This is a genomic window from Rouxiella silvae, from assembly GCF_002093625.1.
GTDB lineage: Bacteria > Pseudomonadota > Gammaproteobacteria > Enterobacterales > Enterobacteriaceae > Rouxiella > Rouxiella silvae.
The window spans coordinates 25,898-48,112 of record NZ_MRWD01000036.1; the positions used below are offsets into that span (position 1 = coordinate 25,898).

Consider the following 22,215-nt stretch of genomic DNA (forward strand, 5'->3'; position numbering starts at 1 on the left):
TGCAACGAAGCCTTGCTTAAATTATAACGCTGACATGCACAAAATAGAGGCATGCAGGGTTTTGGGGCAAAATATGCACAGTACGGAAATTCGATATTTTTTGGCCGTGGCAAATACCGGTTCGCTCAGTGCCGCCAGCAAGCAGCTTTTTGTCGCTGTCTCGGCTATCAGTAGACAGATCCAGCAGCTTGAGGCGCGCATCGGTGCCACCCTGTTTGAACGCCACGCACGTGGCATGGTGCTCAACGATGCGGGGCAAATCCTAGAAAATCACGTCCGTAAAAGCATGATGGACATGGAGTTTGCGATTGCCGAGATCCAAGGGTTGAAGGCGGTGCGCCGCACAGTGATCCGCATAGCCTGCACCGACGGAACGGCGTTTGACCTGCTTCCGCAGATGTTTGCACGTTTTAGAGTTATTAACCCTGGAGTCATGTTTTATCTAAACGTCGGCACGGCGATGCAGGTTTCTGAAAATATTCGCAGTGGTGAATATGATTTGGCCCTGCAATTTAGCCTGTCGCCGGAGCGGGGCGTGGACGTACTGGCTTCTTATCCGGCCACCGTGCGTATGGCAATGAGGCCCGATCATCCCCTTGCATACCAAAATCTCCAGCTAAGCGACTTGCATGCATATCCGCTGGCACTTAACGAACCCAGCAGCACCATACGCCAGTTGTTTGATTTATCGTGTCGGATGAACGGGATTTTTCTTGAGCCTGCCATGAGCTGTAATCGCTTTAATACGCTGTACGATTTTATGCTGAATACGCCGGGCGCCATTGTAGCCTGCAGCCATTTTTCGGTACTGTTTAAAGCGCGACGAGACGGACTGGTGATGAAGTCGATTAACATTGAGCAACTGAGTCAGCGTACGCTCCAGCTGCAAACGCAGGCTGGCAGGCACCGTTCTGCCGCACTCAGCCAGTTCATTGAGTTTGGATGTGAATTACTTAACAGAGAGAGTGCCGCCTTTGAGCGCGACTTTTACCGGTGATACACGACGTTATTGAACCCCGTGTTGAAACTAAGACGTCACCGCCGCTCTTACCGGATGCCGTGACCAATTAAGCTCAGGCCAGCCTTGAAGCGCGGCAACCTCACGCAGCGCGCGACAGCCATTTACCACGCTGGGCTTATCGACAAACTCCAGCAGCGGCAGGTCATAAATAGAGTCACTGTAGGCGTAAGTTTGCTTAAACGCCGGCGTGGAAGGGTGCGCGAGCCAGCTCTCAATGCGTCGAACGCTGCCTTGGTGAAAGGTCAGTTCACCAAGAGTATTGCCGGTAAAACATAGAGGACTGTCGTTAACTTCTGCTTGCAGCGCAAAAACATGCTCAATGCCAAGCCTGCGGGCCACGGTTTTCACCAGATGCTCACCCGACGCCGACACCAGTGCGATGCTGTCGCCGCGCTCTTTATGCCAGGCTATTTGCTGTCTGGCCTGCGGATAAAGGCGGGGTAAAATATCACGATGAACAAAGCGTTCAACCCATCCCGACACGGTGGAACAGTGATAACCGCTCATGGGAGCCAGCGTGAGTGCAAGATAAGAAGTAATAACGGCGGGATCGGGCGGGGAGTCGGAATAGTGGCTGACAGCGTGCATATGTTTAAGGTGAGTATGCAAACTGTCGCGCGGCGTGTAGCCTTGCGAAACCAGCCAGTGAAGCCATAGACTGGCGCTATCATCGCTAATCAGCGTTTTATCGAGATCGAACAGCGCTAAATTCATAACCGAGTTCCCGCGTTTAATGACGACCTATTTTCAGGTTAGCGGAAATTTCTGTGAAGCGTAAGACAGAATAAGAAAATTTTTGTTTAACCTTGCCGCAGAATGAACGCGCTGGCTACACTGATTTTTATATGATTAATCAATTATGTTGATAAATCATTTAGATCTACCGGCTTCTCACCCGTTAACCTATGCAGATTGTGAGTAAAACAGGGAGTTTTTGGCAAAAGTCACACAATTGCGTTCCCGAAAGCCCACAAAAACGCAATTATGACTACTATTCAAAGAAACTTTACATTACAGAGGTTTCTTATCGACGAATAAAACGGTACTTTTTATACCGATAGAGTTCAAACCTGATTGAAAGATAAGATAAATTTCAGTTACCCGGACAGAAGCGCTAATAAACCTATGACAATCTCTTTCTTATCCAAACGGAACCTTCTTTGTACGTTCAGCGGCACCGTTTTACTGCTGACGTTTCCTGCTGCGCACGCTGACACCGCTCCGGCAAAAGCGGTCGAGCTCGCGGCCCCTTCAACGTCGACTCCGGGCGCGCCAGCCGCCCCGCAAATTAACGCAAAATCTTGGGTGCTGATGGACTACGGCAGTGGAAAAATTATTGCCGAGTCGCAGCCTGACGCACGTCTTGACCCTGCCAGTCTGTCCAAAATTATGGTCAGCTACGTGGTCGGTCAGGCGTTAAAATCAGGAAAAATTCACGAAAGCGATATTGTCACTGTCGGCAAAGACGCGTGGGCGACCGGCAATCCGGTGCTTCGTGGCTCATCGTTGATGTTCCTTAAGCCGGGCGATCAGGTTCCGGTATCAGAGTTGAACAAAGGCGTGGTTATTCAGTCAGGCAATGACGCCAGTATCGCGCTTGCCGACTACGTAGCAGGCAGTCAGGATGCCTTTGTTGGCCTCATGAACCGCTATTCTCAGCAGCTGAACCTGGCGAATACCCAGTTTAAAACCGTTCACGGCCTGGACTCGGACGGCCAGTACACGTCGGCGAGAGATATGGCACTGCTTTCTAGAGCGCTTATCCACGATACGCCTGACGAATATGCGATGAACAAGGAAAAAGAGTTCACTTTTAATCGCATACGTCAGGTTAACCGCAATCGTCTGCTGTGGAGCACTAACCTAAACGTTGACGGTATCAAGACCGGCTACACTTCTGGCGCGGGCTACAATTTGGTGTCGTCAGCAGTAGACTCCACCGGCATGCGGTTGATTGCGGTGGTAATGGGTGCACCGAGCGACCGTGTACGTTTTAGTGAAAGTGAATCGCTGCTGACTTGGGGTTTCCGTTTTTACGAAACCATCACCCCAATCAAGGCAGCTGACGCCTTTACCACTCAGCGCGTCTGGTTTGGTGCTGATAAAACGGTGCCGCTGGGCGTAGCCGAAGACGCCTCACTGACCTTCCCGAAAGGCCAGCTTAAAAACCTGAAAGCCAGCTTTACGCTCACCAAGCCGCAGCTTGAGGCACCGATTACCAAGAATCAGGTTGTTGGTACCATAAACTTCTCGCTGGATGGCAAAGTGATTGACAGCCGTCCGCTGGTGGCAAAAGCCGATGTCCCTGAGGGTGGCTTCTTTAGTCGCATTTGGGACTTCGTAATGATGAAAATTAGCGGTCTGTTTAGCAGCTTCTTTGGCAAATCTGCCTAACTGCTACGGGCGTTGTAAATGAAAAGGCGAGGGATCATTCCTCGCCTTTTTTGTATCATTCCTGAACCCAGCCTTTGCGAATCGGCAGCGCGAAACTAAAACGATAAATCTTTTCAAGCACAGAGCCAATTTGCGAGCCAAACAGGTTCCAGACCAGCTGTGAGAAAAGGCAACCGAGCATACCGACCAGAAAACCGCCCAACATATCCATCGGCCAGTGAACGCCAACATAAACGCGCGACCACGCAATGCCAATGCCGATGACCAGGAGCAGCACGCCTGACCATAGGCGATGCCAAAACAGGAAGGCGAGAGCAAAGGTGAAAATTGCCGTGCCGTGATCGCTCGGGAAGGAGCTGTCTGGGCTGTGATGCAGAAAATTAAAGCCAAAACCTTCGACAAACGGACGGGCGTGAGGAAACAGTTCGGATAATGTTTTGGCGCAGGTCATAGCAAAAATCAGTGCTATCGCCGTTTTGCTGACCAGCTCGCGTTGAAAAGCAATGTGATTATGACGGCCCCAAAGCCAAAGCCCAATAATTAACACCGGCACGATAAAAATCATGTCGTTTGCCAGGAATAACGCAATATCCAGCAGCCACTTTGGCGAATCTGGCGTCGCATTAATCCAGGTAAACAGCATGTGGTTAAGCTGTTCCATTTATACCCTCATCTTTTGGTCGGCAAATAGGCGCCGAAAATTGTGTACTGCAAATCGTTTACTGCAAATTGACTGACATAATGACCGTTGAAATCAACTTCAGTTCAACGTTAAAGCTTAAGGTACAGAGGGTAAAGAGTGTGACAAAATATAAATGCACCTTATTTAAGCTCTGTATAGGTTATGAACCGCATTGATATTACTGGATTTAAATTAAGGAATACTTAAGGCGATAAGTGAGGAGGCGATTTATTGTGCGCAATAAGGGATTATTCTTAATTTAGATTCATTTATGCAATCGAATAAAAAACGGACAAGGTTGAACTTGTCCGTTTATAGTCTTTGCTCACAATTTGAATGACCAATAATTAAGAGCGGGCTTCTAAAAATGCTGCGGTGTCCATTACGTGCGCTATCGGTCCATTCAGACAGGCATTGTGGTGAGCGATTATATCGGCAGCAGAAAGTTGGGGAGTGTTAATACAGCTGTGCGCATCGGCGATCAAAATGGGTTTAATGCCCAAAGCCAGCGCTGAACGACAGGCAGTGTCTACGCAGTATTGAGTTTTGAGCCCAACAATCACCGCTTGGTCAATCTGCTGTTGGTGCAGTAACTCGGCCAGAGATGTACCGTCAAAGCAGCTGGCTCGGTTTTTATCAATAAAAGTATCGCGCTCGGCATCCCTATTTAACTCGGGAACTACATTCCAGACAGCTTCCCCGGCTGCATAAGGGGAACCTGGAGGACCCGCGTGGCGCACAAAAAACACTGGCCGATTGTGCTGATGAAAATGATCAATGAGCTGATTAATGTTGCTCAGCAGTGCTTCGCGGCCAAAGGGCAGTGGCTCCAGCGAACATTGACCGATTTGCATATCGATGACCAGCAATGCCTGATTTGACGAAGTATTTTCCTGCATGGTTTTCTCCTTGTTTAAGCCGGCCACGTCAGGATAAAAAAAAAGCCCTGCCGTTTTCGGCGGGGCTTCAGTTGTCATTTACACAGCGCGCAACAACCTACGACCCACCAGTTAGGGGCGTTGTTGTCGTAGTGGTGAACTTATTAGCGCGATATGTTTTCATTCTTTGAATATGTCACTGGCAGTTGGGTTCGTCAAGTTCGTTAGCAAACTAATGTTAAGAAACATTTTCTTAACATTAGTTTGCGGTGAAAATCGGTTTGTTGAGGTCGAAGGGAGAATTACCGCGTTAATTTCGACAAAATGCCAGTTTACTATGGAATCGATTTTAGGGCCTGCATCGAGTGACACGCCACTGTGGCTTTCATCTTTGAACAGCGAGTATTCAATGGATTTAAAAACGCTTACTACCTACGACCAGGACGCCGAACACTATGCGCAGGAATGGGAGTCTCAACCCGCAGGCGATGACCTCAGGGAAACGGTGAAAAAGTTCTTTACGCAAGGGCCAACCATTGATGTTGGCTGCGGCAGTGGCCGAGACGCCGCCTGGCTTTGCGCCAATGGCTATCCCACCCTTGGCGTTGATGCCTCTGTAGGCCTGTTGAGTCAGGCCCACGCACTGCATCCGGAGCTTATCCTTGTTCATTCGGCACTGCCGGAATTACCGGGGATTGAAGAACACCACTATGAAAATGTGCTGTGTGAAACGGTGATTATGCATTTGCCGGTTGACCTGATTGAGTCTTCAGTGCACAAACTGCTGATGCTGCTCAAGAGTCAGGGCATACTCTATTTGAGCTGGCGGGTGACTGAACACCAAGACCGGCGTGACGAGAAAGGGCGGCTGTATGCGTCTTTCGATGAAAGAATTGTTATCAACGGACTGGTAGGTGCGCAGCTATTGATGGATGAGAAAGTCGTGAGCCAATCTTCAGGGAAAATCATTCGCCGCATTGTGGTCAGAAAAGATTGAGTTAAGATTTATTATCAACAAGTTAATCTTACAGGGAACATCGCACACATGTATCAACTCTATTATTGCCGTGGAAAAGCCAGCCTGACGCCGCATATGCTGCTTGAAGAACTTAACGTTCCCTATGAGTTGGTCCCTGTAGAGGTGAAAAACAACCAGCATAAAAGCCCGACGTATTTAGCGCTTAATCCTGCGGGAAAAATTCCTCTGCTAATTGATGACGGCGTAGTTATTTCTGAAACGGCGGCTATTTGCCTCTACCTAACTGATAAACATCCTGAGAAAAATCTTGCCCCGCCAGTCGGCACCGTTGAGCGTGCAGAGTTTTATAAATGGCTAATTTATCTCACCAATACACTGCAAACCGAGCTGATGATTTATTTTCGTCCGCAGCAATACAGCCTGATTGATGATGTCAATATCAAGCACAACGCCTACAGGAATATTGCCGCTATGCTCGATATTATCGAGAATGCGCTGGTGGCAAATCACGCAAAAAATAAAGGGCCATATTTACTGGGGGAGGAATGTAGCGCAGTGGATCTGTTTATTTTAATGCTTGCCCGTTGGACCCGCGATTTTGCCTCTCCGGCACGTGCAAGGCTTCGCTTTAGTGAATATTTACAGCGGGTGTCAAGCCGACCGGCGGTGTTACGTACTTTTGAGGCTGAAGAGATTCATTCTCCCTATTATTAGAATAATGTAATTTTAAGGTTATTTTATGTAACTTACTGTTTAGCTTGTCTAAACCTCTAGGTTTTTGAGGTCTTTTTTGACGAAAATATGAATAAATCGCACAAATTAATCGTACTAAAGATCGTTAGTCTGATAGTCTCATTTGATATTTAAAAATGTTTAATTTGACTTAAATGATAAATGCCGCGTAGGGACGTTTATTTTAGGTTTTACACCTCATAGTGCCTTGTGAGGTGATGTGTGATTGTGCGGTCCATTATAATTATGAAAATAGTCAGTGTGTGTCGGTCCGGCGGCGAGTATTCGGCCAAGCATGTACAATGGATACATGACCAATTGCCCAAAGGCTATGATGCGGTGTGTTTTTCAGATATTGAAATTCCTGGCGTAAATACGATCCCATTTAAATATAACTGGCCAGGTTGGTGGTCTAAGATTGAGATTTTTAATCCTGAAGCAATAGATGATGATATTTTTTATCTTGATCTGGATACTGTTATTGTCGGCGATATAACAAAACTACTCGCCAATAAGAAAATGGCTATGCTTGCTGATTTCTTTTTCCCCGCAGAAACTAAAAATTCCTCCATTATGTATATTCCCAAAGAAATGAAGTCAACAGTGTGGGATACCTTTTTACGTTACCCCGAAATGTTTATGAAGTCTCACGCTGGGGGAGGCGATCAAACCTTTATTACCGCCTTACTGCCTCAAGCTGTTGACTGGCAATCGCTGTTTCCGCGCTCAATAGTCAGTTATAAAAAACATGTGGTTAAGAAGCATCGAAAACTTGAACATGCGACGGGCAACGGTGAAATACCCCTTGGGGCAGAGATAGTTTGTTTTCACGGTAAGCCTCGCCCGTGGGATTGTGGCGAACCATGGGTACCCGTGCTCAAATAAGTGAATGTACTTATGGCGTGATGTGTTGCTCAACCGCGAAGTATAATAACGATGATCAATAATTTTGCCCTGTAAGGGCCTGTACAACAATACTCCCCGCTATTCTTCTTCGTCCGCCAGACGCTCCTGATAATCATTGAATGCCTGAAGCACGGTTTCGCGTTGCTCTATGTCTTCGAAACACAACTCCGGCAGCATTTTGACCAGTCCAACCATCCGTCGCGCATAGCCGTGATGACTTTGCCCTTCGGGTAAAAGCTTACTGGCCCTGTCGTATAGCCAGTCGCTGTAGACCCACGATTGCTGAACAATTTCCAGCAGTTCCTCGGTAATGCGATCGCCGGTGACCTCGGGATATTTCAACTCTGCTCAGACTATAGCCCAGCAGATGACGACCCTAATGGAAACTCATAGCCAACTTATAACGGTCGAAAATGAATTGAAGAAAAATTTAGCAATGACGAAATTGCACAATAAAAGAATGAAATCTGAGCGGCCGGCGGATAAAGAACGCTTATCTAACAGACTGCTAGAACAAAAGCATAGTCTGGAGTTGAAAATCGAGTCCCTAAAGTTAACAATATCAACGTTAGGTGTTGGAATTAATGCAAAGAATTAACGGGTCTCTAGCCTTTAGGAACGTAGGGTTTTGCTGAGTCAAAAAGATTCATAATAATCAACTTGGTGAAGTCGCTATAAATCTAATACTGAACCCGGGGCCGTTGACCAAAAATTGTGCTCTCTCTGTAGAGCAGGCAAGAAAAAACCCGGTAGTCTTGAACCTAATCAGGCGGGACTAACGGGCTCTCCAATATGGGGACTTCTAAAGTAAAGCAGTGGCAATAATTAAGACTGCTTGTACTAAAGAAAGTTCTTCACGGTTCAAAAAAAATACAATTCATTATTGATATTTCAAAACCACTAGCCTAGTCAATGGGTTACTTTATGAACCAGGCCAGATAATCACTATTAGCGTACCGGCAAGGGTGAGCAATACGTTAGCAATAGCGTAAGTTCCCGCATAACCCAGCGCGGGAATGTTACTGCGAGCGGTATCACTGATAATTTCCATCGCCGGTGCGCAGGTTCGTGCACCCATGATTGCGCCGAACAGCAGTGCGCGATTCATTCGCAGAACGTAGGCGCCAAATATAAAGCAGATAACTACCGGCACCAGGCTGACTATCAGCCCTGATACCAGCATTTGTCCACCCACCGCACCCAGTCCGTGGTTAATACCCGCTCCCGCACTTAAGCCAACCCCCGCCATGAACACCATCAGCCCAAACTCCTTCACCATGTTTAACGCCCCTTGCGGGATGTAGCCGAAAGTAGGGTGGTTGGCGCGCAGGAAGCCGAGCATGATGCCGGCGAACAGCAGTCCCGCCGCATTGCCGATGCCGAACGTAATGGTTTTAAACTGGAAGGTAATCAGGCCAATCATCAGGCCAACAATAAAGAAGGCGCAGAAAGCCAGCAGGTCGGTCACCTGACTATGAATCGAGATAAACCCGATGCGTTCAGCTACGCTTTTAACGCGTCGTGCGTCACCGCTAATTTGTAGCACGTCGCCTTTATTGAGCACGATGCTGTCATCGATGGGCATTTCAATCTGACTGCGTATTACACGGTTAAGGAAACAGCCGTGGTCGGTAAGATTTAGCTGGCTGAGGCGTTTGCCCACAGCATTGTTATTCTTCACCACGATTTCTTCCGTTACGATGCGCATGTCGAGCAGGTCGCGGTCAAAAACCTCTTTACCGTTGCGGAAACTTGGGTCAAGGCGTGAATGCGCGTCCGGGTAACCCACCAGTGCGATTTCATCGCCGTATTGCAGCACCGCATCGCCGTCTGGCGTAGCCAGAATGCCGTTGCGGCGAATGCGTTCAATGTAGCAGCCGGTTTGACGATAGATCCCAAGCTCGCGCAGGTTTTTACCGTCTGCCCAGGCAACCAGTTCTTGCCCCACGCGATAGGCACGAATAACCGGCAGGTACACTTTACGCTGACTGTCGGTATCCAGACCGCGCTCGCGGGCAATTTGCTGGGCGCTGGTGGAGAGATCCTGATGTTGCAATTTAGGTAAATAACGGGCGCCAAAAATCAGGCTGACCAGACCAATCAGGTAGGTTAACGCATAGCCCAAGCTCAAATTATCCAGCTCGGGACCTAGCATTTTTGTGCTGCCGAGGGTATTACGCAGCGTATCGCCCGCGCCGACCAGAACCGGCGTTGAGGTCATTGATCCTGCTAGCATACCGGCGGTAAGGCCAATGTCCCAACCAAAGAAGCGGCCTAAACCAAAGGCCAACAGCATTGCAGTTCCTACCATCACCAGTGCGAGCATGAGGTAGTTTTTACCGTCGCGGAAGAAAATTGAGAAAAAGTTAGGACCGGCTTCGATGCCGACGCAGAATATAAACAGCATGAAACCGAGATTGAGGGCTTCGGTGTTGATGCTAAAATGTTGTTGCCCCAGTAACAGGGAAACGACCAAAACTCCAATGGAATTACCTAATTGTACCGATCCAAGTCGTACCTTTCCTAGGCATAGGCCAAGCGCCAACACCACGAAAAGGAGCAGGATGTAGTTACCATTTAACAAACTAGCGACATTTATATTCACAGGGTATTACTTATTGGTTACCAGCAATTTATTGAAATATATAACGGCAAGAGATAAATTCATTCATGCTGCTTATCAAATCACGCAGCCAACGTATTGTACTCAATCGCTGTTACTGTTTATCCGAAATCTCGGGCAGTATTCTAGTCCTTGTAAAGGCATACAGCCAGTTTTAGCCAGTGTTTAAGAGTAAAAACAGATGTATAGCTTAATGGACAGTGGCTGTACGGCTTCACTTTTGCTTGCAGCGGCCAAAAATTGCCCGCAGGTGTAGGTTAAATTAACCATGGAGAGAGGACATGAAACGGGTTTTTCCCTTTTTAGCCAGCGTGATAAATGGGTTATTGTTTATAATTGTTTTTATTTCGTTAAAAGGTCATGTCATTAATGTTAATAAAGTTATTCCTGAAGGAGATATTTGCATGCTGCTGTATCTGCTGCCGGGAATAATCGCCAGTTTTATTAGCCGTGGTGAGAATTTTATTGCCTTATTCATCGGTTCAGTGATTTGCATCCCGCTGTGTCTGCTGATTCGGCACTATTTCTTATTGGAAATCCGCAGTTACTGGGAAGAACTTGCCTATTTAACCAGCGCGGTATTCTGGTCGATGCTCGGTGTCATGCTAGTGACGCTTTATCGGGTATGGAGCAGGCAAACGCGCCGCCAATAAGCGCGGGTTATGTAGAGGCAGGTTTGTGCATACAGACCTGCGCCCCTTCCATAGTTAATTAAAATTTAATCTCACTTCCGGCTTTTTATTTTTTGTCTGATTATTTATTACTTAATATTACCTTTTTATATTAAATAATATTCACTGTTGCACCCATGAAAATATCACCAGAAGTTGTATCAGCTTGTAATTCACAAGAAAATACGCGTAGTTATATTTTCGCGTCTATTTTGCGTATATATCTTTCTGCTGATCTGAATCAATGTGTTATATACGCCATCGGCATTATTCTTACGCCGGAGAAATGTGTTTAAGTTGCGGCGGAAGTAAATCTGCGACTCAGTATTATTGGTGATTTTAATTATTTAAAACCTAATAGAGATATTTCTTAGTAAGATATTTTTCATTTTTTGTATTTAACGGCGCCAGGGAAAACTTTATGTTTTTTCACGATAGGTATTTCACCTAAAACATCGTGAAAGGTGTCTCTCTATCTAAAAATAGTGTGTAATCTAAGGGAAAGTATGAAGTTTGTCGGCAATCAGTATTCACTTATATCTTTATCGGTTCTACTTGCTTTGTCTGGAAGTGTTAATGCAGCAGGCACTTACATGGAAGCACGCAACGACGCAATGGGCGGTACCGGTGTAGCCTCTTCCCATTATGGAACGGCTCCATTGGCCAACCCTGCACTGATGTCCAGCTTTGGTAAGAGTGATGATTTCAGCCTGATTTTGCCCTCAGTCGGCGCTCAGGTAACCGATCCTAATAATATGCAAGACGGCCTTAAACAGGTTAAAGACGCACGACAGAATTACGCAAATGAACTTGGGACGGGCAGGGTATCTGCGGCTACAGCCAAAGAATACAAAAGCAAATTGATAGATCTCAATAAGGCGAAAACGACCGGGCAAGTCAGTGCTGGCATTGTGACAGCAGTGCCGAACAGCGTGATGCCGTTTGCATTGGTAATAAAATCCTGGGGGACCGCCACATTAGAGGGCAAAGTCAACGGTCGTGACTTGCAATATCTTGACGGTGTTGCGAATGGAACCATTAATCCCACTGATGCCGGTGAAAATGCACTGACATCTCATATGATTGGTCGTGCAGCCACAATTACGGATGTCGGTATTGCGTTCGCCAAAGAATTTGAAATTAACGGTGTTAAGTCTTCGATAGGTATTACGCCTAAATACCAGCGCGTAGATTTATATAACAACAACATGACGTTGAAGAACTATACCGGTAAATATTTAAGCGCTAAAAACTACCTCAGCACCCAATCAAACTTCAACGGTGACATTGGGTTTGCGACTTATCCAACTGATCACTGGACATTGGGGTTGGTTGCGCAAAATATCGTGCCACGCATGATGGAAAGTAAAGAAATTAATGGCTTTAAAGAAACGTTTAAAGTGCGTACGCAGGTGACCACAGGTGTTTCTTGGCATAACGATTTCTTCACTGGCGCAATGGATGTGGATCTCACACCCGCGAGTGGTTTTGCTAAAGATGAAAAGCGTCAATTTGCCAGCGTAGGGGCAGAGCTTAATGCCTGGGATTGGGCACAACTGCGCGCCGGTTATCGCCAAAACATGATGTCAAACAGCGGTAGCGCACTCACCGCCGGTGTGGGCCTTTCACCTTTTGGCGTGATACACGTGGATGTGGCAGCGATAAAGGGCACAGACCGTACTTACGGCGCTGTGGCACAGCTTAGCTTTACCTTCTAATTTGCCATGCTGTTTTTAAAACGACCTTATGAAGTGGGTTGAGTTAAACAGTGCGATGAAAATAAAAAGGCCCCACTTTTCAGCAGGGCCTTTAATCAATCTTTCGCTAATAATCTGTTCTAACTATTGATACAGCGCCAGATTTTCTTTTGCGTAAGCTTCAAATTCAGTGCAACCACCAATGTGTTTCTGGTCGAGGAAAATCTGTGGAACGGTCTCAACAGGTTTACCGACGGTTTTTTCCAGATCTGCCTTGCTGATGCCTTCGGCGTGAATGTCAACATAGCGGAAATTGAAATCATCACGTTCTTCAGTCAGTTTTTCAGCCAACTCTTTTGCACGAACACAATAAGGACAGCTTGGACGCCCGAAAATTACTGCAAACATGTAGACTCCTTAGAATTTAAAATACCTGTTTCACCAGGATTTAGTAAATTTGAGAAACGTATCGCAGAAATTTTTTATAATTTAGCGCAGAGCTCTCAATGCATGGAACTACTATGCCTGTCTCCCTTGCGAAAAAAAAGAAGGAATTACCTGTCGCTTTGATGTGCTGTGCCTATCTGTTTAAAAAATCAGCACCCTGATGCCATGCCGCACACTTTTGCTCGCCACGACGAAGCAATTAGTGCGCCAGCGCTTGCAATGGGCACTGCGAACATGAATCATTGCCGGCTTAAGGGGCCTATCTTACCCCCTCAAATTTAACCAAGGACATGCATTATGACGCCCACTATTGACCTCCTGCTTAACCACAGTTCAGTGCGATCTTTTACCGATCAGGCGCTGAGCGCTGAGCAGCGAGAGGCCATTATTGGCGCAGCACAGGCTGCGTCGACGTCGAGTTTCTTACAGTGCTCATCAATTATTCGCATTACCGACCCTAAGCTTCGTGAAACGTTGGTGCATTACACCGGCGGTCAGCAGTACGTGGCTACTGCCGCTGAGTTTTGGGTATTTTGTGCCGATTTTAATCGTAATTTGCAAATCAATCCTGAAGCGGAACTCGGCTTGGCCGAACAGCTACTGTTGGGCTGTGTTGACACGGCGCTGATGGCGCAAAACGCGATGGCTGCTGCCGAATCTCTGGGTTTAGGCGGGGTGTTTATTGGCGGCATACGTAACAAGGTTGAAGATGTTGTGTCCCTGCTAAATCTGCCAAAATTTGTTATGCCGCTGTTTGGCTTTTGCGTGGGGTATCCGGCGCAGGTCAACGCGTTTAAGCCCCGTATGCCGCAAAGCATGCTGGTACACGAAAACAGCTATCAACCGCTGGATAAAGACCAACTGGCGCAGTACGACGCTGAACTTGAGTCTTATTACCTCAGTCGCGACAGCAACGCGCGCCGCGATAACTGGAGCGATTTGATTGTGCGTACGCTGAAGAAAGAGCAGCGTCCCTTTATGCTCGACGCGCTGCACAAGCAGGGTTGGGCAACGCGTTAATCGACAACGGAGTGTCTGATGAAAATTGCCATTCTTTCCCGCGACGGTAGCCTTTATTCTTGCAAACGCCTTCGGGAAGCGGGGGAGTCTCGCGGCCATGAAATTGACGTGATTGACCCCCTTTCATGCTATATGAACATCAACTGCGCTGCGCCCAGCGTGCACTACCGCGGGCGTCAGCTTGATAAGTATCAAGCGGTTATACCGAGAATTGGTTCAGCAATCACCTTCTACGGGACAGCCGTTTTGCGTCAGTTCGAAATGTTAGGCAGTTTTCCCTTAAATGAATCGGTGGCGATCACCCGCGCGCGCGACAAACTCCGTTCCATGCAAATCCTGGCCCGCGAAGGTATCGACCTGCCGATCACGGGTTTTGCCCACTCACCGGACGATACCTCAGACCTGATTGCGTTGGTTGGCGGTGCACCACTGGTGGTGAAACTGGTTGAGGGCACGCAGGGGATTGGCGTAGTCCTGGCCGAGACGCGGCAGGCGGCAGAAAGTGTGATTGACGCCTTCCGTGGACTCAATGCACATATTCTGGTGCAGGAATATATCCGCGAAGCTAACGGCAGCGATATTCGCTGTTTAGTGGTGGGTAAAAAAGTGGTGGCCGCTATTGAGCGCCAAGCCAAACCGGGTGATTTCCGCTCCAACCTGCATCGCGGCGGCACGGCGCGCAACGTTGACATCACGCCGCTGGAAAAAGAGGTGGCTATTAAAGCCGCACTCACACTCGGGCTCGACGTGGCAGGCGTCGATATTCTGCGCGCCGAACGGGGGCCATTGGTGATGGAGGTTAACGCCTCGCCGGGGCTTGAAGGCATAGAAACCACCACCGGCCTGGATATCGCCGGTATGATGATCGACTACATCCAGCAGCGTGCCAAACCCGGCTTTAAACTGAAGTCGGGTGGCTGATGCGGTGAATAAATCAACGATGTGACGTTTTTGAGTCAAGGGTAGCCATAATTTAAGCGAATAATTGCTAATGTCGGCATTGATCGTGGCGTCGAACGGGAATTTTCCGTAAGCTGTCGCACTTAACTATTCGCTTAAAATGACCGATTACGTAAGAAAATTGCGTAAACTGATTTTCGAGTTCCGATATTTTTACGATTCGTCATCGTGCTTTTTGACACACTGAGGCTGATTATTATGGATTCACTCATCGTCCCTGATTTGGCGTTGTTACGACGCTGGCTCGATCAGCTGGGCATCTCTTTTTTCGAGTGTGATTCTTGTCAGGCTCTACATCTGCCGCACATGCAAAATTTCGATGGGGTTTTTGATGCCAAGGTCGACTTGGTTGATAACGTGATCCTTTTTTCTTCGCTGGCCGAAGTTAAACCGACTGCCTTAATCCCGTTAGTGGCTGACCTTAGCCAAATCAACGCCAGCTCGCTGACGGTGAAAGCCTTTGTCGATATTCAGGACGACAACCTGCCAAAACTCATTGTTTGTCAGTCAATTAGTGTTGCCGTGGGCATTACCATCGAACAGTTCGCCCATTTCCTGCAGCAGGGCGAAGAGCAAATGTCGATGATCATTCTCGAAGCGCACGCCAACGACCTGCTGTTTGTGGGGGACGAAGACGAAAGCACTCCTCCCATTAGTTTGAATATTCCGCTGCTGCACTAAACCGCAGGCGGTTACAGCCGCACCTCTTCCTCAGAAGTTCACTCCGCCGAATTCTTGAACAGCGCAGACATCCCGATGGCTGCGCTGTCATTCATGCCTTTAACGATATTTTATGCTAAGCATTGCCCTGTGTTACTGTTTGTTTCTCTTTGTATGGTCTGAAATGACGCAGGGTATAGACCAAAGTGCATAAATAATCGATTAATGACGTTTTTTCGCCGCAGGTCTGGTGTGATGTGTCTCACAACGTTATGCTGCACAAACTGCATGGCGAGTAAGATAGCTCGAAAAACCAATGGATTATTACACCGTTGATGCAGTAATCAGCGTGCATGGCTATGCATAGTATCTTTTAGCCAGGGTAGGCAAAAAAATGTTCAGATGGGTAAAGTTTTTACTAATCTATTTAATTACTGGTTAGCAGACTTATTCGTTTACAAAGGCAGCGTTTTGTCTTGGTGGGGCTGATGAGCGCGATGACCGGAACATATTTTATTTTATCACCCCTGTTGGAGGTAATAACGGATGTTTACCCTGCGTAAAAAGTGGTTGTCTGGTGTTATTGCCGGTGTGGCTATGGCCGCGTCTGTCGCCGCGTCTGCGGAAGACAAAACGCTGCATATCTATAACTGGTCTGACTATATCGCGCCTGACACGGTGGCCAATTTCCAAAAGGAAACCGGCATTAAAGTGGTGTACGACGTCTTCGACTCCAACGAGGTGTTGGAAGGCAAGCTGATGGCAGGCAGCACCGGTTTTGACTTAGTGGTTCCTTCAGCCAGTTTCCTTGAGCGCCAAATTTCTGCCGGCGTGTTTAAACCGTTGGATAAGAGCAAGCTGCCAAACTACAAAAATCTCGATCCTGAACTGTTAAAAATGGTCGCCCAGCACGATCCTGGCAACAAATATGCCATCCCTTATCTGTGGGCAACGACCGGTATCGGTTATAACGTAGATAAAGTGAAAGCCGCACTGGGTAAAGATGCCCCGGTTGACAGCTGGGATTTGGTATTAAAGCCTGAAAACCTCGAGAAGCTGAAAAGTTGCGGGGTTTCCTTCCTGGATGCGCCGGCAGAAATTTATGCCACAGTGCTTAACTATCTGCATCTTGACCCTAACAGCACGAAAGCTACCGACTACAGCACGACGGCAACCGATTTGCTGTTGAAACTGCGCCCAAGCATCCGTTACTTCCACTCGTCCCAGTACATCAATGACCTGGCGAACGGCGATATCTGCGTGGCGGTCGGCTGGGCGGGGGATGTAATACAGGCATCAAACCGTGCCAAAGAAGCGAAAAACGGCGTTAACATTGCCTACAGCATTCCTAAAGAGGGGGCGCTGGCGTTCTTCGACGTCTTTGCGATGCCTGCCGATGCTAAAAATACCGACGAAGCCTATCAATTCCTTAACTATTTGATGAAACCAGAAGTCATGGCAGGAATAAGCAACGCGGTGTATTACGCGAGCGGAAACTCTGCCGCAACGCCGCTGGTGAAACCAGAAATTCGCAATAATCCGAGCATTTATCCGCCGGCAGACGTGCGCGCCAAACTCTTCACCCTCAAAGTTCAGGACCCGAAAATTGACCGCGTGATCACCCGTTCGTGGACCAAAGTGAAGAGCGGTAAATAATCAGCAAGGTAGCAGGCGCAGCACACACATAAGGTGAAGCGCACACTTCGCGGCTCCGGAACGCTCTCGGGGCCGCTTCGCTTTGCAGATTGGGGTGTGAATACATCAGATTACTGGCTAATGGTCCGGCGAGTTTCGGCAGGGCTGTTATGCTTAAATTAACTAACCCGCTTCTACCGGAGACACCTCTGAGTGAACGACGCTATTCCAAACCCGCAGACTCAGCTCAACAGCGAACGCCTTAAAGGTGAAAAAAGTCTTAAAGAGTTCACGCCGCTGTTGGAAATTCGTAATTTGTCCAAGTCTTTTGACGGGCAATACGCCGTCGATGATGTGAATCTCACCATCTACAAAGGCGAAATATTTGCTTTACTGGGCGCGTCAGGGTGCGGCAAGTCAACCTTGCTGCGTATGTTGGCCGGGTTTGAGTTGCCCACTAAAGGGCAGATAGTGCTCGACGGACAGGATTTGTCGCAGGTGCCGCCGTATCAACGCCCCATCAACATGATGTTTCAGTCCTATGCGCTGTTCCCACACATGACCGTGGAGCAAAATATTGCTTTTGGTCTAAAACAGGACAAGCTGCCGTCGGCTGAAATCAAGGCTCGGGTCGCTGAGATGTTAACGCTGGTGCATATGCAAGAGTTTGCTAAACGTAAGCCGCATCAGCTATCCGGCGGCCAGCGTCAACGCGTTGCACTGGCGCGTAGCCTGGCAAAACGCCCGAAACTGCTGCTTCTGGATGAGCCGATGGGGGCGCTGGATAAAAAGCTGCGTGACCGCATGCAGCTCGAAGTGGTCGATATTCTCGAGCGCGTGGGCGCCACCTGCGTCATGGTGACTCACGATCAAGAAGAGGCGATGACTATGGCGGGACGTATCGCCATCATGAATCGCGGCAAGTTTGTGCAAATTGGTGAACCCGAAGAGATTTATGAGCATCCTAACAGCCGTTTTAGCGCCGAGTTTATTGGTTCGGTTAACGTGTTTGAAGGTTTACTCGAATCTCGTGAGGAAGAGGCACTGATTCTGCGTAGCCCGGGATTAATGCATCCGTTAAAAGTGTCGCCCGACGCCTCCGTTATCGACGGCGTGCCGGCCTTTGTAGCACTGCGGCCCGAGAAAATTATGCTCTGCGAAGAGGTTCCGGCAGACGGGTGTAACTTCGCTGTCGGTGAGGTGGTGAATATTGCCTACCTCGGTGACCTGTCGATTTATCACGTCAGATTGCACAGTGGCCAGATGATTACCGCCCAGTTGCAAAACGGACATCGTTTCCGTAAAGGGATGCCAACCTGGGGCGATGAAGTTCGCCTGTGTTGGGAAGCGGACAGCTGCGTTGTGTTGACCGTTTAGGTCGAGGGGATAAAAATGACCATGTTGACTGACCCACCGGAGGCCGCGCCTCCCGCTAAATCACGTTCGCTGCTCTGGCGGCTCCAACAGGCGCACGGTAAAAAGCTGGTGATCCTGCTGCCGTTGGTGTGGTTTATTTTGCTGTTCGTATTGCCGTTTTTGATTGTGCTGAAAATCAGCTTTGCCGATATGGCGCGCGCTATTCCACCCTACACCGACCTGATGAGCTGGGCCGACGGCGTGCTGGATATCGCGCTAAACTTTGGCAACTATATTCAACTGGCAGGCGACGCGCTGTACATCGAGTCTTATCTGCAATCGCTACAGGTGGCCGCAATTTCTACGCTGCTGTGCTTGCTGATTGGTTATCCACTCGCCTGGGCGGTGGCGCACAGTAAGCCGTCCACACGTAATATACTGCTTTTGCTAGTTATTTTACCTTCATGGACCTCATTCCTCATCCGTGTTTATGCCTGGATGGCAATCCTTAAAGACAATGGTGTGTTGAACAATTTTCTTATCTGGTTGGGCGTTATCGACCATCCGCTGGTCATTATGCACACCAATCTGGCGGTTTATATCGGCATCGTTTACTCGTATCTGCCGTTTATGGTGTTGCCAATCTATACCGCACTGACGCGGCTGGACTACTCGCTGGTGGAGGCTTCTTTAGATCTCGGTGCCAGGCCCTTCAAGACCTTCGTCAAAGTCATTGTTCCACTGACCAAGGGCGGCATTATTGCTGGATCAATGTTGGTATTTATTCCTGCCGTGGGTGAATACGTAATACCTGAACTGCTCGGTGGGCCAGATAGCATCATGATTGGCCGTATTCTGTGGCAGGAGTTCTTTAACAATCGCGACTGGCCGGTGGCTTCTGCGGTGGCCGTGGTGATGTTGTTACTGTTGATCATGCCCATCCTGTGGTTCCACAAATATCAGAATAAACAGCTGGGAGACAACGCATGAATCCGTTACCGGTTGTTCGTTCGCCATGGCGCATCGTGATTCTGGTGCTGGGCTTTGCTTTTTTGTATGCCCCGATGCTGATATTGGTGATTTACTCATTTAATAGCTCCAAACTTGTCACCGTGTGGGCCGGGTGGTCAACGCGCTGGTATACCGCGCTGTTTCACGATTCTGCAATGATAAGTGCGGTGAGCATGAGCCTGACCATTGCCACCGCTGCGGCCAGTATGGCCGTGGTGGTCGGTACACTGGCCGCGGTTGTCATGGTGCGCTATGGCCGTTTTAAAGGTTCCACCGGTTTTGCATTCATGCTGACGGCGCCGCTGGTCATGCCGGACGTCATAACCGGTCTCGCGCTGCTGCTGCTGTTTGTCGCGATGGGCCACACGCTGGGTTGGCCGGGCGAGCGCGGCATGTTCACCATCTGGTTGGCGCACGTGACTTTTTGTAGTGCCTACGTCGCGGTGGTGGTCTCGGCGCGCCTGCGAGAGCTTGACCGTTCGATAGAAGAAGCGGCAATGGACTTAGGCGCAACGCCGCTCAAGGTATTTTTTATTATCACGATCCCGATGATTGCTCCGGCGCTAGTTTCAGGCTGGCTGCTGGCCTTCACGCTGTCGCTCGACGACCTGGTTATCGCCAGCTTTGTGGCAGGCCCGGGCTCAACTACGCTGCCGATGCTGGTCTTTGCCAGCGTCCGTTTGGGGACCAATCCCGAAATAAATGCACTGGCGACGCTGATTCTGCTGGTGGTGGGTATCATTGGGGTCATTGCCTGGTGGTTTATGCACCGGGCCGAGAAACAGCGTGTGAAAGATATGCAGCGCGCCACGCGGCACTGAGTACAACTGATCTTTATAGATAGGGTAACAAGGAAGTATGAAACTGGCCTTTATTCCGGTTCCGGTCATGGCAGGCGCGACGGCAATCATCGCCACGCGCCTGCTGGAGTTCGTTTTACTTTTTGACGCCTACGGTTATGTCGGCGTCCAAGAACTACTCAGCGTGGGCAGCGAGTCGTGGTTTAACAGTATTATTATGCTGGCGGGCCTGTTGATTGTGCTGCTCGAGTGCCAGTGTGCCTACGCTATGATGCGCGGGCGCGGCTGGAGTCGGCGGGTGTTTCTTGCCTGCCAGTTGTTGAGCGTTGTTTACCTGTTCTGCGCCTCCGAGGAGTGGATTGGACCGATGCTGTTTCGGTTAGATTACAACACCACGCCGCAGCTAATCGCCGAGTTGGTGCAGAGAAAAGTACCTGATCTGGCGGTGTTGCTGCTCATTTATTTGCCTTTAAGCAGTCGTCGTTTTTTCCGGCGTGATAAGTGAGCCTTTACGCGCGTGGGGTGGTACACTTCGCGCCAACTTTTTAACTGCCAGAATACGCAACAGCGATAACGGTCACTCATTTATGCATTGCGCACAATATACCGCCGGAACCTGCCGGTCATGTCAGTGGCTCGACAAGCCTTATGCCACTCAGCTCGAAGACAAACAGCATGATTTGGCCGAATTACTCGGCGATTTGCCGGTTGGCGAATGGCGGGAGCCGGTTTACGGCGCAGAGCAGGCGTTTCGCAACAAGGCGAAAATGGTGGTCAGCGGCAGCGTTGAGCGCCCGCTGCTTGGCATGCTTCATCGCGACGGCACGCCGGTTGATCTCTGTGATTGTCCGCTGTATCCCGCAAGTTTTAGCGACGTGTTTCGTCATCTTAAAACCTTTATAGCCCGCGCAGGACTGACCCCTTACCATGTTGGGCGCAAGCGCGGTGAGCTTAAACACCTGTTATTAACCCAGAGCCAATTCAGCGGTGGACTGATGCTGCGTTTCGTTCTCCGTTCTGAAACTAAGCTGGCACAGCTGCGCGCTGCGCTGCCTTGGCTCATGCAGCAGGTTCCAGCGTTGCAGGTCGTATCGGCAAATATTCAGCCGGTGCATATGGCGATTTTAGAAGGGGAGACGGAGATTGCGTTGACCGACCAGCAGGCGCTTGAGGAGCATTTTAACCAGGTTCCGCTGTTTATTCGTCCGCAGAGTTTCTTTCAAACCAATCCACAGGTTGCGGCTGCGCTGTATGCCACTGCCCGTGATTGGGTGGCCGAGCGTGATATTTCCAGCATGTGGGATTTGTTCTGCGGCGTAGGGGGCTTCGGACTGCACTGCGCCGGGCCTGAGACACAGCTTACGGGCATAGAAATCAGCGCCGAGGCGATTGTCTGCGCAAAAATTTCTGCTGCACGACTGGGGCTGAAAAACGTTGAGTTCAAAGCCCTAGACTCGACGGGTTTTGCGACCGGTAACGACGCCGTACCAGAGTTGGTGTTGGTGAATCCGCCACGCCGTGGTATTGGCAACGAGCTGTGCCACTATCTTGATAGTATGGCACCGGCTCGGGTGCTTTATTCAAGCTGCAATGCCGTCAGCATGGCGAAAGATATTCGCGAGCTAAAAAACTACCGCATAGAACGCGTGCAACTGTTTGACATGTTCCCGCACACGGCGCATTACGAAGTGCTGACGCTGCTAATTCGTGAAGACGCTGTTGACCTGTGAAGAAGGGTCGTGC

At 49.0% G+C, this 22,215-nt stretch carries 22 protein-coding genes; 16 read left to right on the forward strand and 6 right to left on the reverse strand.

The features are described from left to right. Positions 1 to 73 precede the first annotated feature (73 nt). Positions 74 to 997: a LysR family transcriptional regulator gene (locus BS639_RS15125; protein WP_055780227.1), complete on the forward strand. Its 924-nt coding sequence runs from the start codon at positions 74 to 76 to the stop codon at positions 995 to 997. 30 nt (positions 998 to 1,027) lie between these two features. Here BS639_RS15125 and BS639_RS15130 read toward each other — a convergent pair whose 3' ends face one another. Beyond that, positions 1,028 to 1,735, reverse strand: a complete 708-nt coding sequence (locus tag BS639_RS15130) for an HAD family hydrolase (RefSeq protein ID WP_084983506.1) — start codon at positions 1,733 to 1,735, stop codon at positions 1,028 to 1,030. 411 nt (positions 1,736 to 2,146) lie between these two features. Here BS639_RS15130 and BS639_RS15135 point away from each other — a divergent pair, with 411 nt between their 5' ends. Further along, positions 2,147 to 3,415 carry a serine hydrolase gene (locus tag BS639_RS15135; RefSeq protein WP_055780221.1) on the forward strand — a complete coding sequence of 423 codons (1,269 nt, stop codon included), beginning with the start codon at positions 2,147 to 2,149 and terminating at the stop codon, positions 3,413 to 3,415. Between the two features lie 55 nt (positions 3,416 to 3,470). Here the strand turns inward: BS639_RS15135 and ybjG are convergent, their stop codons facing one another. After that, positions 3,471 to 4,076: an undecaprenyl-diphosphate phosphatase gene (gene ybjG, locus BS639_RS15140; protein ID WP_084983507.1), complete on the reverse strand. Its 606-nt coding sequence runs from the start codon at positions 4,074 to 4,076 to the stop codon at positions 3,471 to 3,473. Between the two features lie 368 nt (positions 4,077 to 4,444). Further along, the gene (locus tag BS639_RS15145; protein WP_084983520.1) at positions 4,445 to 4,996 is read right to left on the reverse strand and encodes a cysteine hydrolase family protein; all 552 of its coding nucleotides are present in this window, start codon (positions 4,994 to 4,996) and stop codon (positions 4,445 to 4,447) included. 316 nt (positions 4,997 to 5,312) lie between these two features. On the opposite strand from BS639_RS15145, the gene BS639_RS15150 reads away from it, so the two are divergent. From BS639_RS15150 to BS639_RS15160, 3 genes are all read left to right on the forward strand, one after another. Beyond that, positions 5,313 to 5,972 (forward strand): class I SAM-dependent methyltransferase, encoded by a 660-nt coding sequence (locus tag BS639_RS15150; RefSeq protein WP_228779658.1) that lies wholly within the window; start codon positions 5,313 to 5,315, stop codon positions 5,970 to 5,972. 48 nt (positions 5,973 to 6,020) lie between these two features. Further along, positions 6,021 to 6,668 (forward strand): glutathione S-transferase family protein, encoded by a 648-nt coding sequence (locus BS639_RS15155; protein ID WP_084983509.1) that lies wholly within the window; start codon positions 6,021 to 6,023, stop codon positions 6,666 to 6,668. A gap of 264 nt (positions 6,669 to 6,932) precedes the next feature. Beyond that, the gene (locus tag BS639_RS15160; protein ID WP_084983510.1) at positions 6,933 to 7,571 is read left to right on the forward strand and encodes a hypothetical protein; all 639 of its coding nucleotides are present in this window, start codon (positions 6,933 to 6,935) and stop codon (positions 7,569 to 7,571) included. A gap of 99 nt (positions 7,572 to 7,670) precedes the next feature. On the opposite strand, the gene BS639_RS15165 is transcribed toward BS639_RS15160, so the two are convergent. Next, complete coding sequence (locus BS639_RS15165; RefSeq protein ID WP_233427683.1) at positions 7,671 to 7,934, reverse strand: TyeA family type III secretion system gatekeeper subunit; 264 nt, start codon at positions 7,932 to 7,934, stop codon at positions 7,671 to 7,673. 580 nt (positions 7,935 to 8,514) lie between these two features. Beyond that, entirely contained in the window at positions 8,515 to 10,197 is a 1,683-nt protein-coding gene (locus BS639_RS15175) for an aspartate:alanine antiporter (protein ID WP_055780091.1), read from the reverse strand. A gap of 299 nt (positions 10,198 to 10,496) precedes the next feature. Between BS639_RS15175 and ybjM the strand changes: the two genes are divergently transcribed. Together ybjM and BS639_RS15185 are read left to right on the forward strand one after the other, a co-directional pair. Further along, positions 10,497 to 10,868, forward strand: a complete 372-nt coding sequence (ybjM, locus tag BS639_RS15180; protein ID WP_084983512.1) for an inner membrane protein YbjM — start codon at positions 10,497 to 10,499, stop codon at positions 10,866 to 10,868. Between the two features lie 524 nt (positions 10,869 to 11,392). Further along, positions 11,393 to 12,604: a conjugal transfer protein TraF gene (locus tag BS639_RS15185; RefSeq protein ID WP_173882100.1), complete on the forward strand. Its 1,212-nt coding sequence runs from the start codon at positions 11,393 to 11,395 to the stop codon at positions 12,602 to 12,604. Positions 12,605 to 12,727: 123 nt separating this feature from the next. On the opposite strand, the gene BS639_RS15190 is transcribed toward BS639_RS15185, so the two are convergent. Next, positions 12,728 to 12,991 (reverse strand): GrxA family glutaredoxin, encoded by a 264-nt coding sequence (locus BS639_RS15190; RefSeq protein WP_055780082.1) that lies wholly within the window; start codon positions 12,989 to 12,991, stop codon positions 12,728 to 12,730. A 336-nt stretch (positions 12,992 to 13,327) separates the two neighbouring features. Between BS639_RS15190 and nfsA the strand changes: the two genes are divergently transcribed. The 9 genes from nfsA (at position 13,328) to rlmC (ending at position 22,202) form a co-directional block, all read left to right on the forward strand. Then, a complete protein-coding gene (nfsA, locus tag BS639_RS15195; protein ID WP_084983514.1) occupies positions 13,328 to 14,050 on the forward strand; it encodes an oxygen-insensitive NADPH nitroreductase in 723 nt (240 codons plus the stop codon). An 18-nt stretch (positions 14,051 to 14,068) separates the two neighbouring features. Beyond that, positions 14,069 to 14,971 carry a 30S ribosomal protein S6--L-glutamate ligase gene (rimK, locus tag BS639_RS15200; protein WP_055780076.1) on the forward strand — a complete coding sequence of 301 codons (903 nt, stop codon included), beginning with the start codon at positions 14,069 to 14,071 and terminating at the stop codon, positions 14,969 to 14,971. Positions 14,972 to 15,208: 237 nt separating this feature from the next. Then, positions 15,209 to 15,691, forward strand: coding sequence for a type III secretion system chaperone family protein (locus BS639_RS15205; protein ID WP_055780073.1), 483 nt, complete (start codon positions 15,209 to 15,211; stop codon positions 15,689 to 15,691). A 525-nt stretch (positions 15,692 to 16,216) separates the two neighbouring features. Beyond that, entirely contained in the window at positions 16,217 to 17,326 is a 1,110-nt protein-coding gene (gene potF / locus BS639_RS15210) for a spermidine/putrescine ABC transporter substrate-binding protein PotF (RefSeq protein ID WP_055780070.1), read from the forward strand. Between the two features lie 192 nt (positions 17,327 to 17,518). Further along, positions 17,519 to 18,682 (forward strand): putrescine ABC transporter ATP-binding subunit PotG, encoded by a 1,164-nt coding sequence (gene potG, locus BS639_RS15215; RefSeq protein WP_407690310.1) that lies wholly within the window; start codon positions 17,519 to 17,521, stop codon positions 18,680 to 18,682. Between the two features lie 15 nt (positions 18,683 to 18,697). Continuing rightward, complete coding sequence (potH, locus tag BS639_RS15220) at positions 18,698 to 19,651, forward strand: putrescine ABC transporter permease PotH (protein ID WP_055780066.1); 954 nt, start codon at positions 18,698 to 18,700, stop codon at positions 19,649 to 19,651. Further along, positions 19,648 to 20,493 (forward strand): putrescine ABC transporter permease PotI, encoded by an 846-nt coding sequence (potI, locus tag BS639_RS15225; RefSeq protein ID WP_084983515.1) that lies wholly within the window; start codon positions 19,648 to 19,650, stop codon positions 20,491 to 20,493. Before potH ends, potI begins: the two co-directional genes overlap by 4 nt. Before the next feature lie 37 nt (positions 20,494 to 20,530). After that, positions 20,531 to 20,977 (forward strand): YbjO family protein, encoded by a 447-nt coding sequence (locus BS639_RS15230; protein WP_055780060.1) that lies wholly within the window; start codon positions 20,531 to 20,533, stop codon positions 20,975 to 20,977. Between the two features lie 82 nt (positions 20,978 to 21,059). Then, positions 21,060 to 22,202: a 23S rRNA (uracil(747)-C(5))-methyltransferase RlmC gene (gene rlmC / locus BS639_RS15235; protein WP_055780057.1), complete on the forward strand. Its 1,143-nt coding sequence runs from the start codon at positions 21,060 to 21,062 to the stop codon at positions 22,200 to 22,202. Positions 22,203 to 22,215 lie beyond the last annotated feature (13 nt).

Coding starts and splice junctions, on each gene's coding strand:
- BS639_RS15125 (WP_055780227.1), top strand. CDS start 74: ATGCACAGTACGGAAATTCGATATTTTTTGGCCGTGGCAAATACCGGT.
- BS639_RS15130 (WP_084983506.1), bottom strand. CDS start 1,735: ATGAATTTAGCGCTGTTCGATCTCGATAAAACGCTGATTAGCGATGAT.
- BS639_RS15135 (WP_055780221.1), top strand. CDS start 2,147: ATGACAATCTCTTTCTTATCCAAACGGAACCTTCTTTGTACGTTCAGC.
- ybjG (WP_084983507.1), bottom strand. CDS start 4,076: ATGGAACAGCTTAACCACATGCTGTTTACCTGGATTAATGCGACGCCA.
- BS639_RS15145 (WP_084983520.1), bottom strand. CDS start 4,996: ATGCAGGAAAATACTTCGTCAAATCAGGCATTGCTGGTCATCGATATG.
- BS639_RS15150 (WP_228779658.1), top strand. CDS start 5,313: ATGGAATCGATTTTAGGGCCTGCATCGAGTGACACGCCACTGTGGCTT.
- BS639_RS15155 (WP_084983509.1), top strand. CDS start 6,021: ATGTATCAACTCTATTATTGCCGTGGAAAAGCCAGCCTGACGCCGCAT.
- BS639_RS15160 (WP_084983510.1), top strand. CDS start 6,933: ATGAAAATAGTCAGTGTGTGTCGGTCCGGCGGCGAGTATTCGGCCAAG.
- ybjM (WP_084983512.1), top strand. CDS start 10,497: ATGAAACGGGTTTTTCCCTTTTTAGCCAGCGTGATAAATGGGTTATTG.
- BS639_RS15185 (WP_173882100.1), top strand. CDS start 11,393: ATGAAGTTTGTCGGCAATCAGTATTCACTTATATCTTTATCGGTTCTA.
- BS639_RS15190 (WP_055780082.1), bottom strand. CDS start 12,991: ATGTTTGCAGTAATTTTCGGGCGTCCAAGCTGTCCTTATTGTGTTCGT.
- nfsA (WP_084983514.1), top strand. CDS start 13,328: ATGACGCCCACTATTGACCTCCTGCTTAACCACAGTTCAGTGCGATCT.
- rimK (WP_055780076.1), top strand. CDS start 14,069: ATGAAAATTGCCATTCTTTCCCGCGACGGTAGCCTTTATTCTTGCAAA.
- BS639_RS15205 (WP_055780073.1), top strand. CDS start 15,209: ATGGATTCACTCATCGTCCCTGATTTGGCGTTGTTACGACGCTGGCTC.
- potF (WP_055780070.1), top strand. CDS start 16,217: ATGTTTACCCTGCGTAAAAAGTGGTTGTCTGGTGTTATTGCCGGTGTG.
- potH (WP_055780066.1), top strand. CDS start 18,698: ATGACCATGTTGACTGACCCACCGGAGGCCGCGCCTCCCGCTAAATCA.
- potI (WP_084983515.1), top strand. CDS start 19,648: ATGAATCCGTTACCGGTTGTTCGTTCGCCATGGCGCATCGTGATTCTG.
- BS639_RS15230 (WP_055780060.1), top strand. CDS start 20,531: ATGAAACTGGCCTTTATTCCGGTTCCGGTCATGGCAGGCGCGACGGCA.
- rlmC (WP_055780057.1), top strand. CDS start 21,060: ATGCATTGCGCACAATATACCGCCGGAACCTGCCGGTCATGTCAGTGG.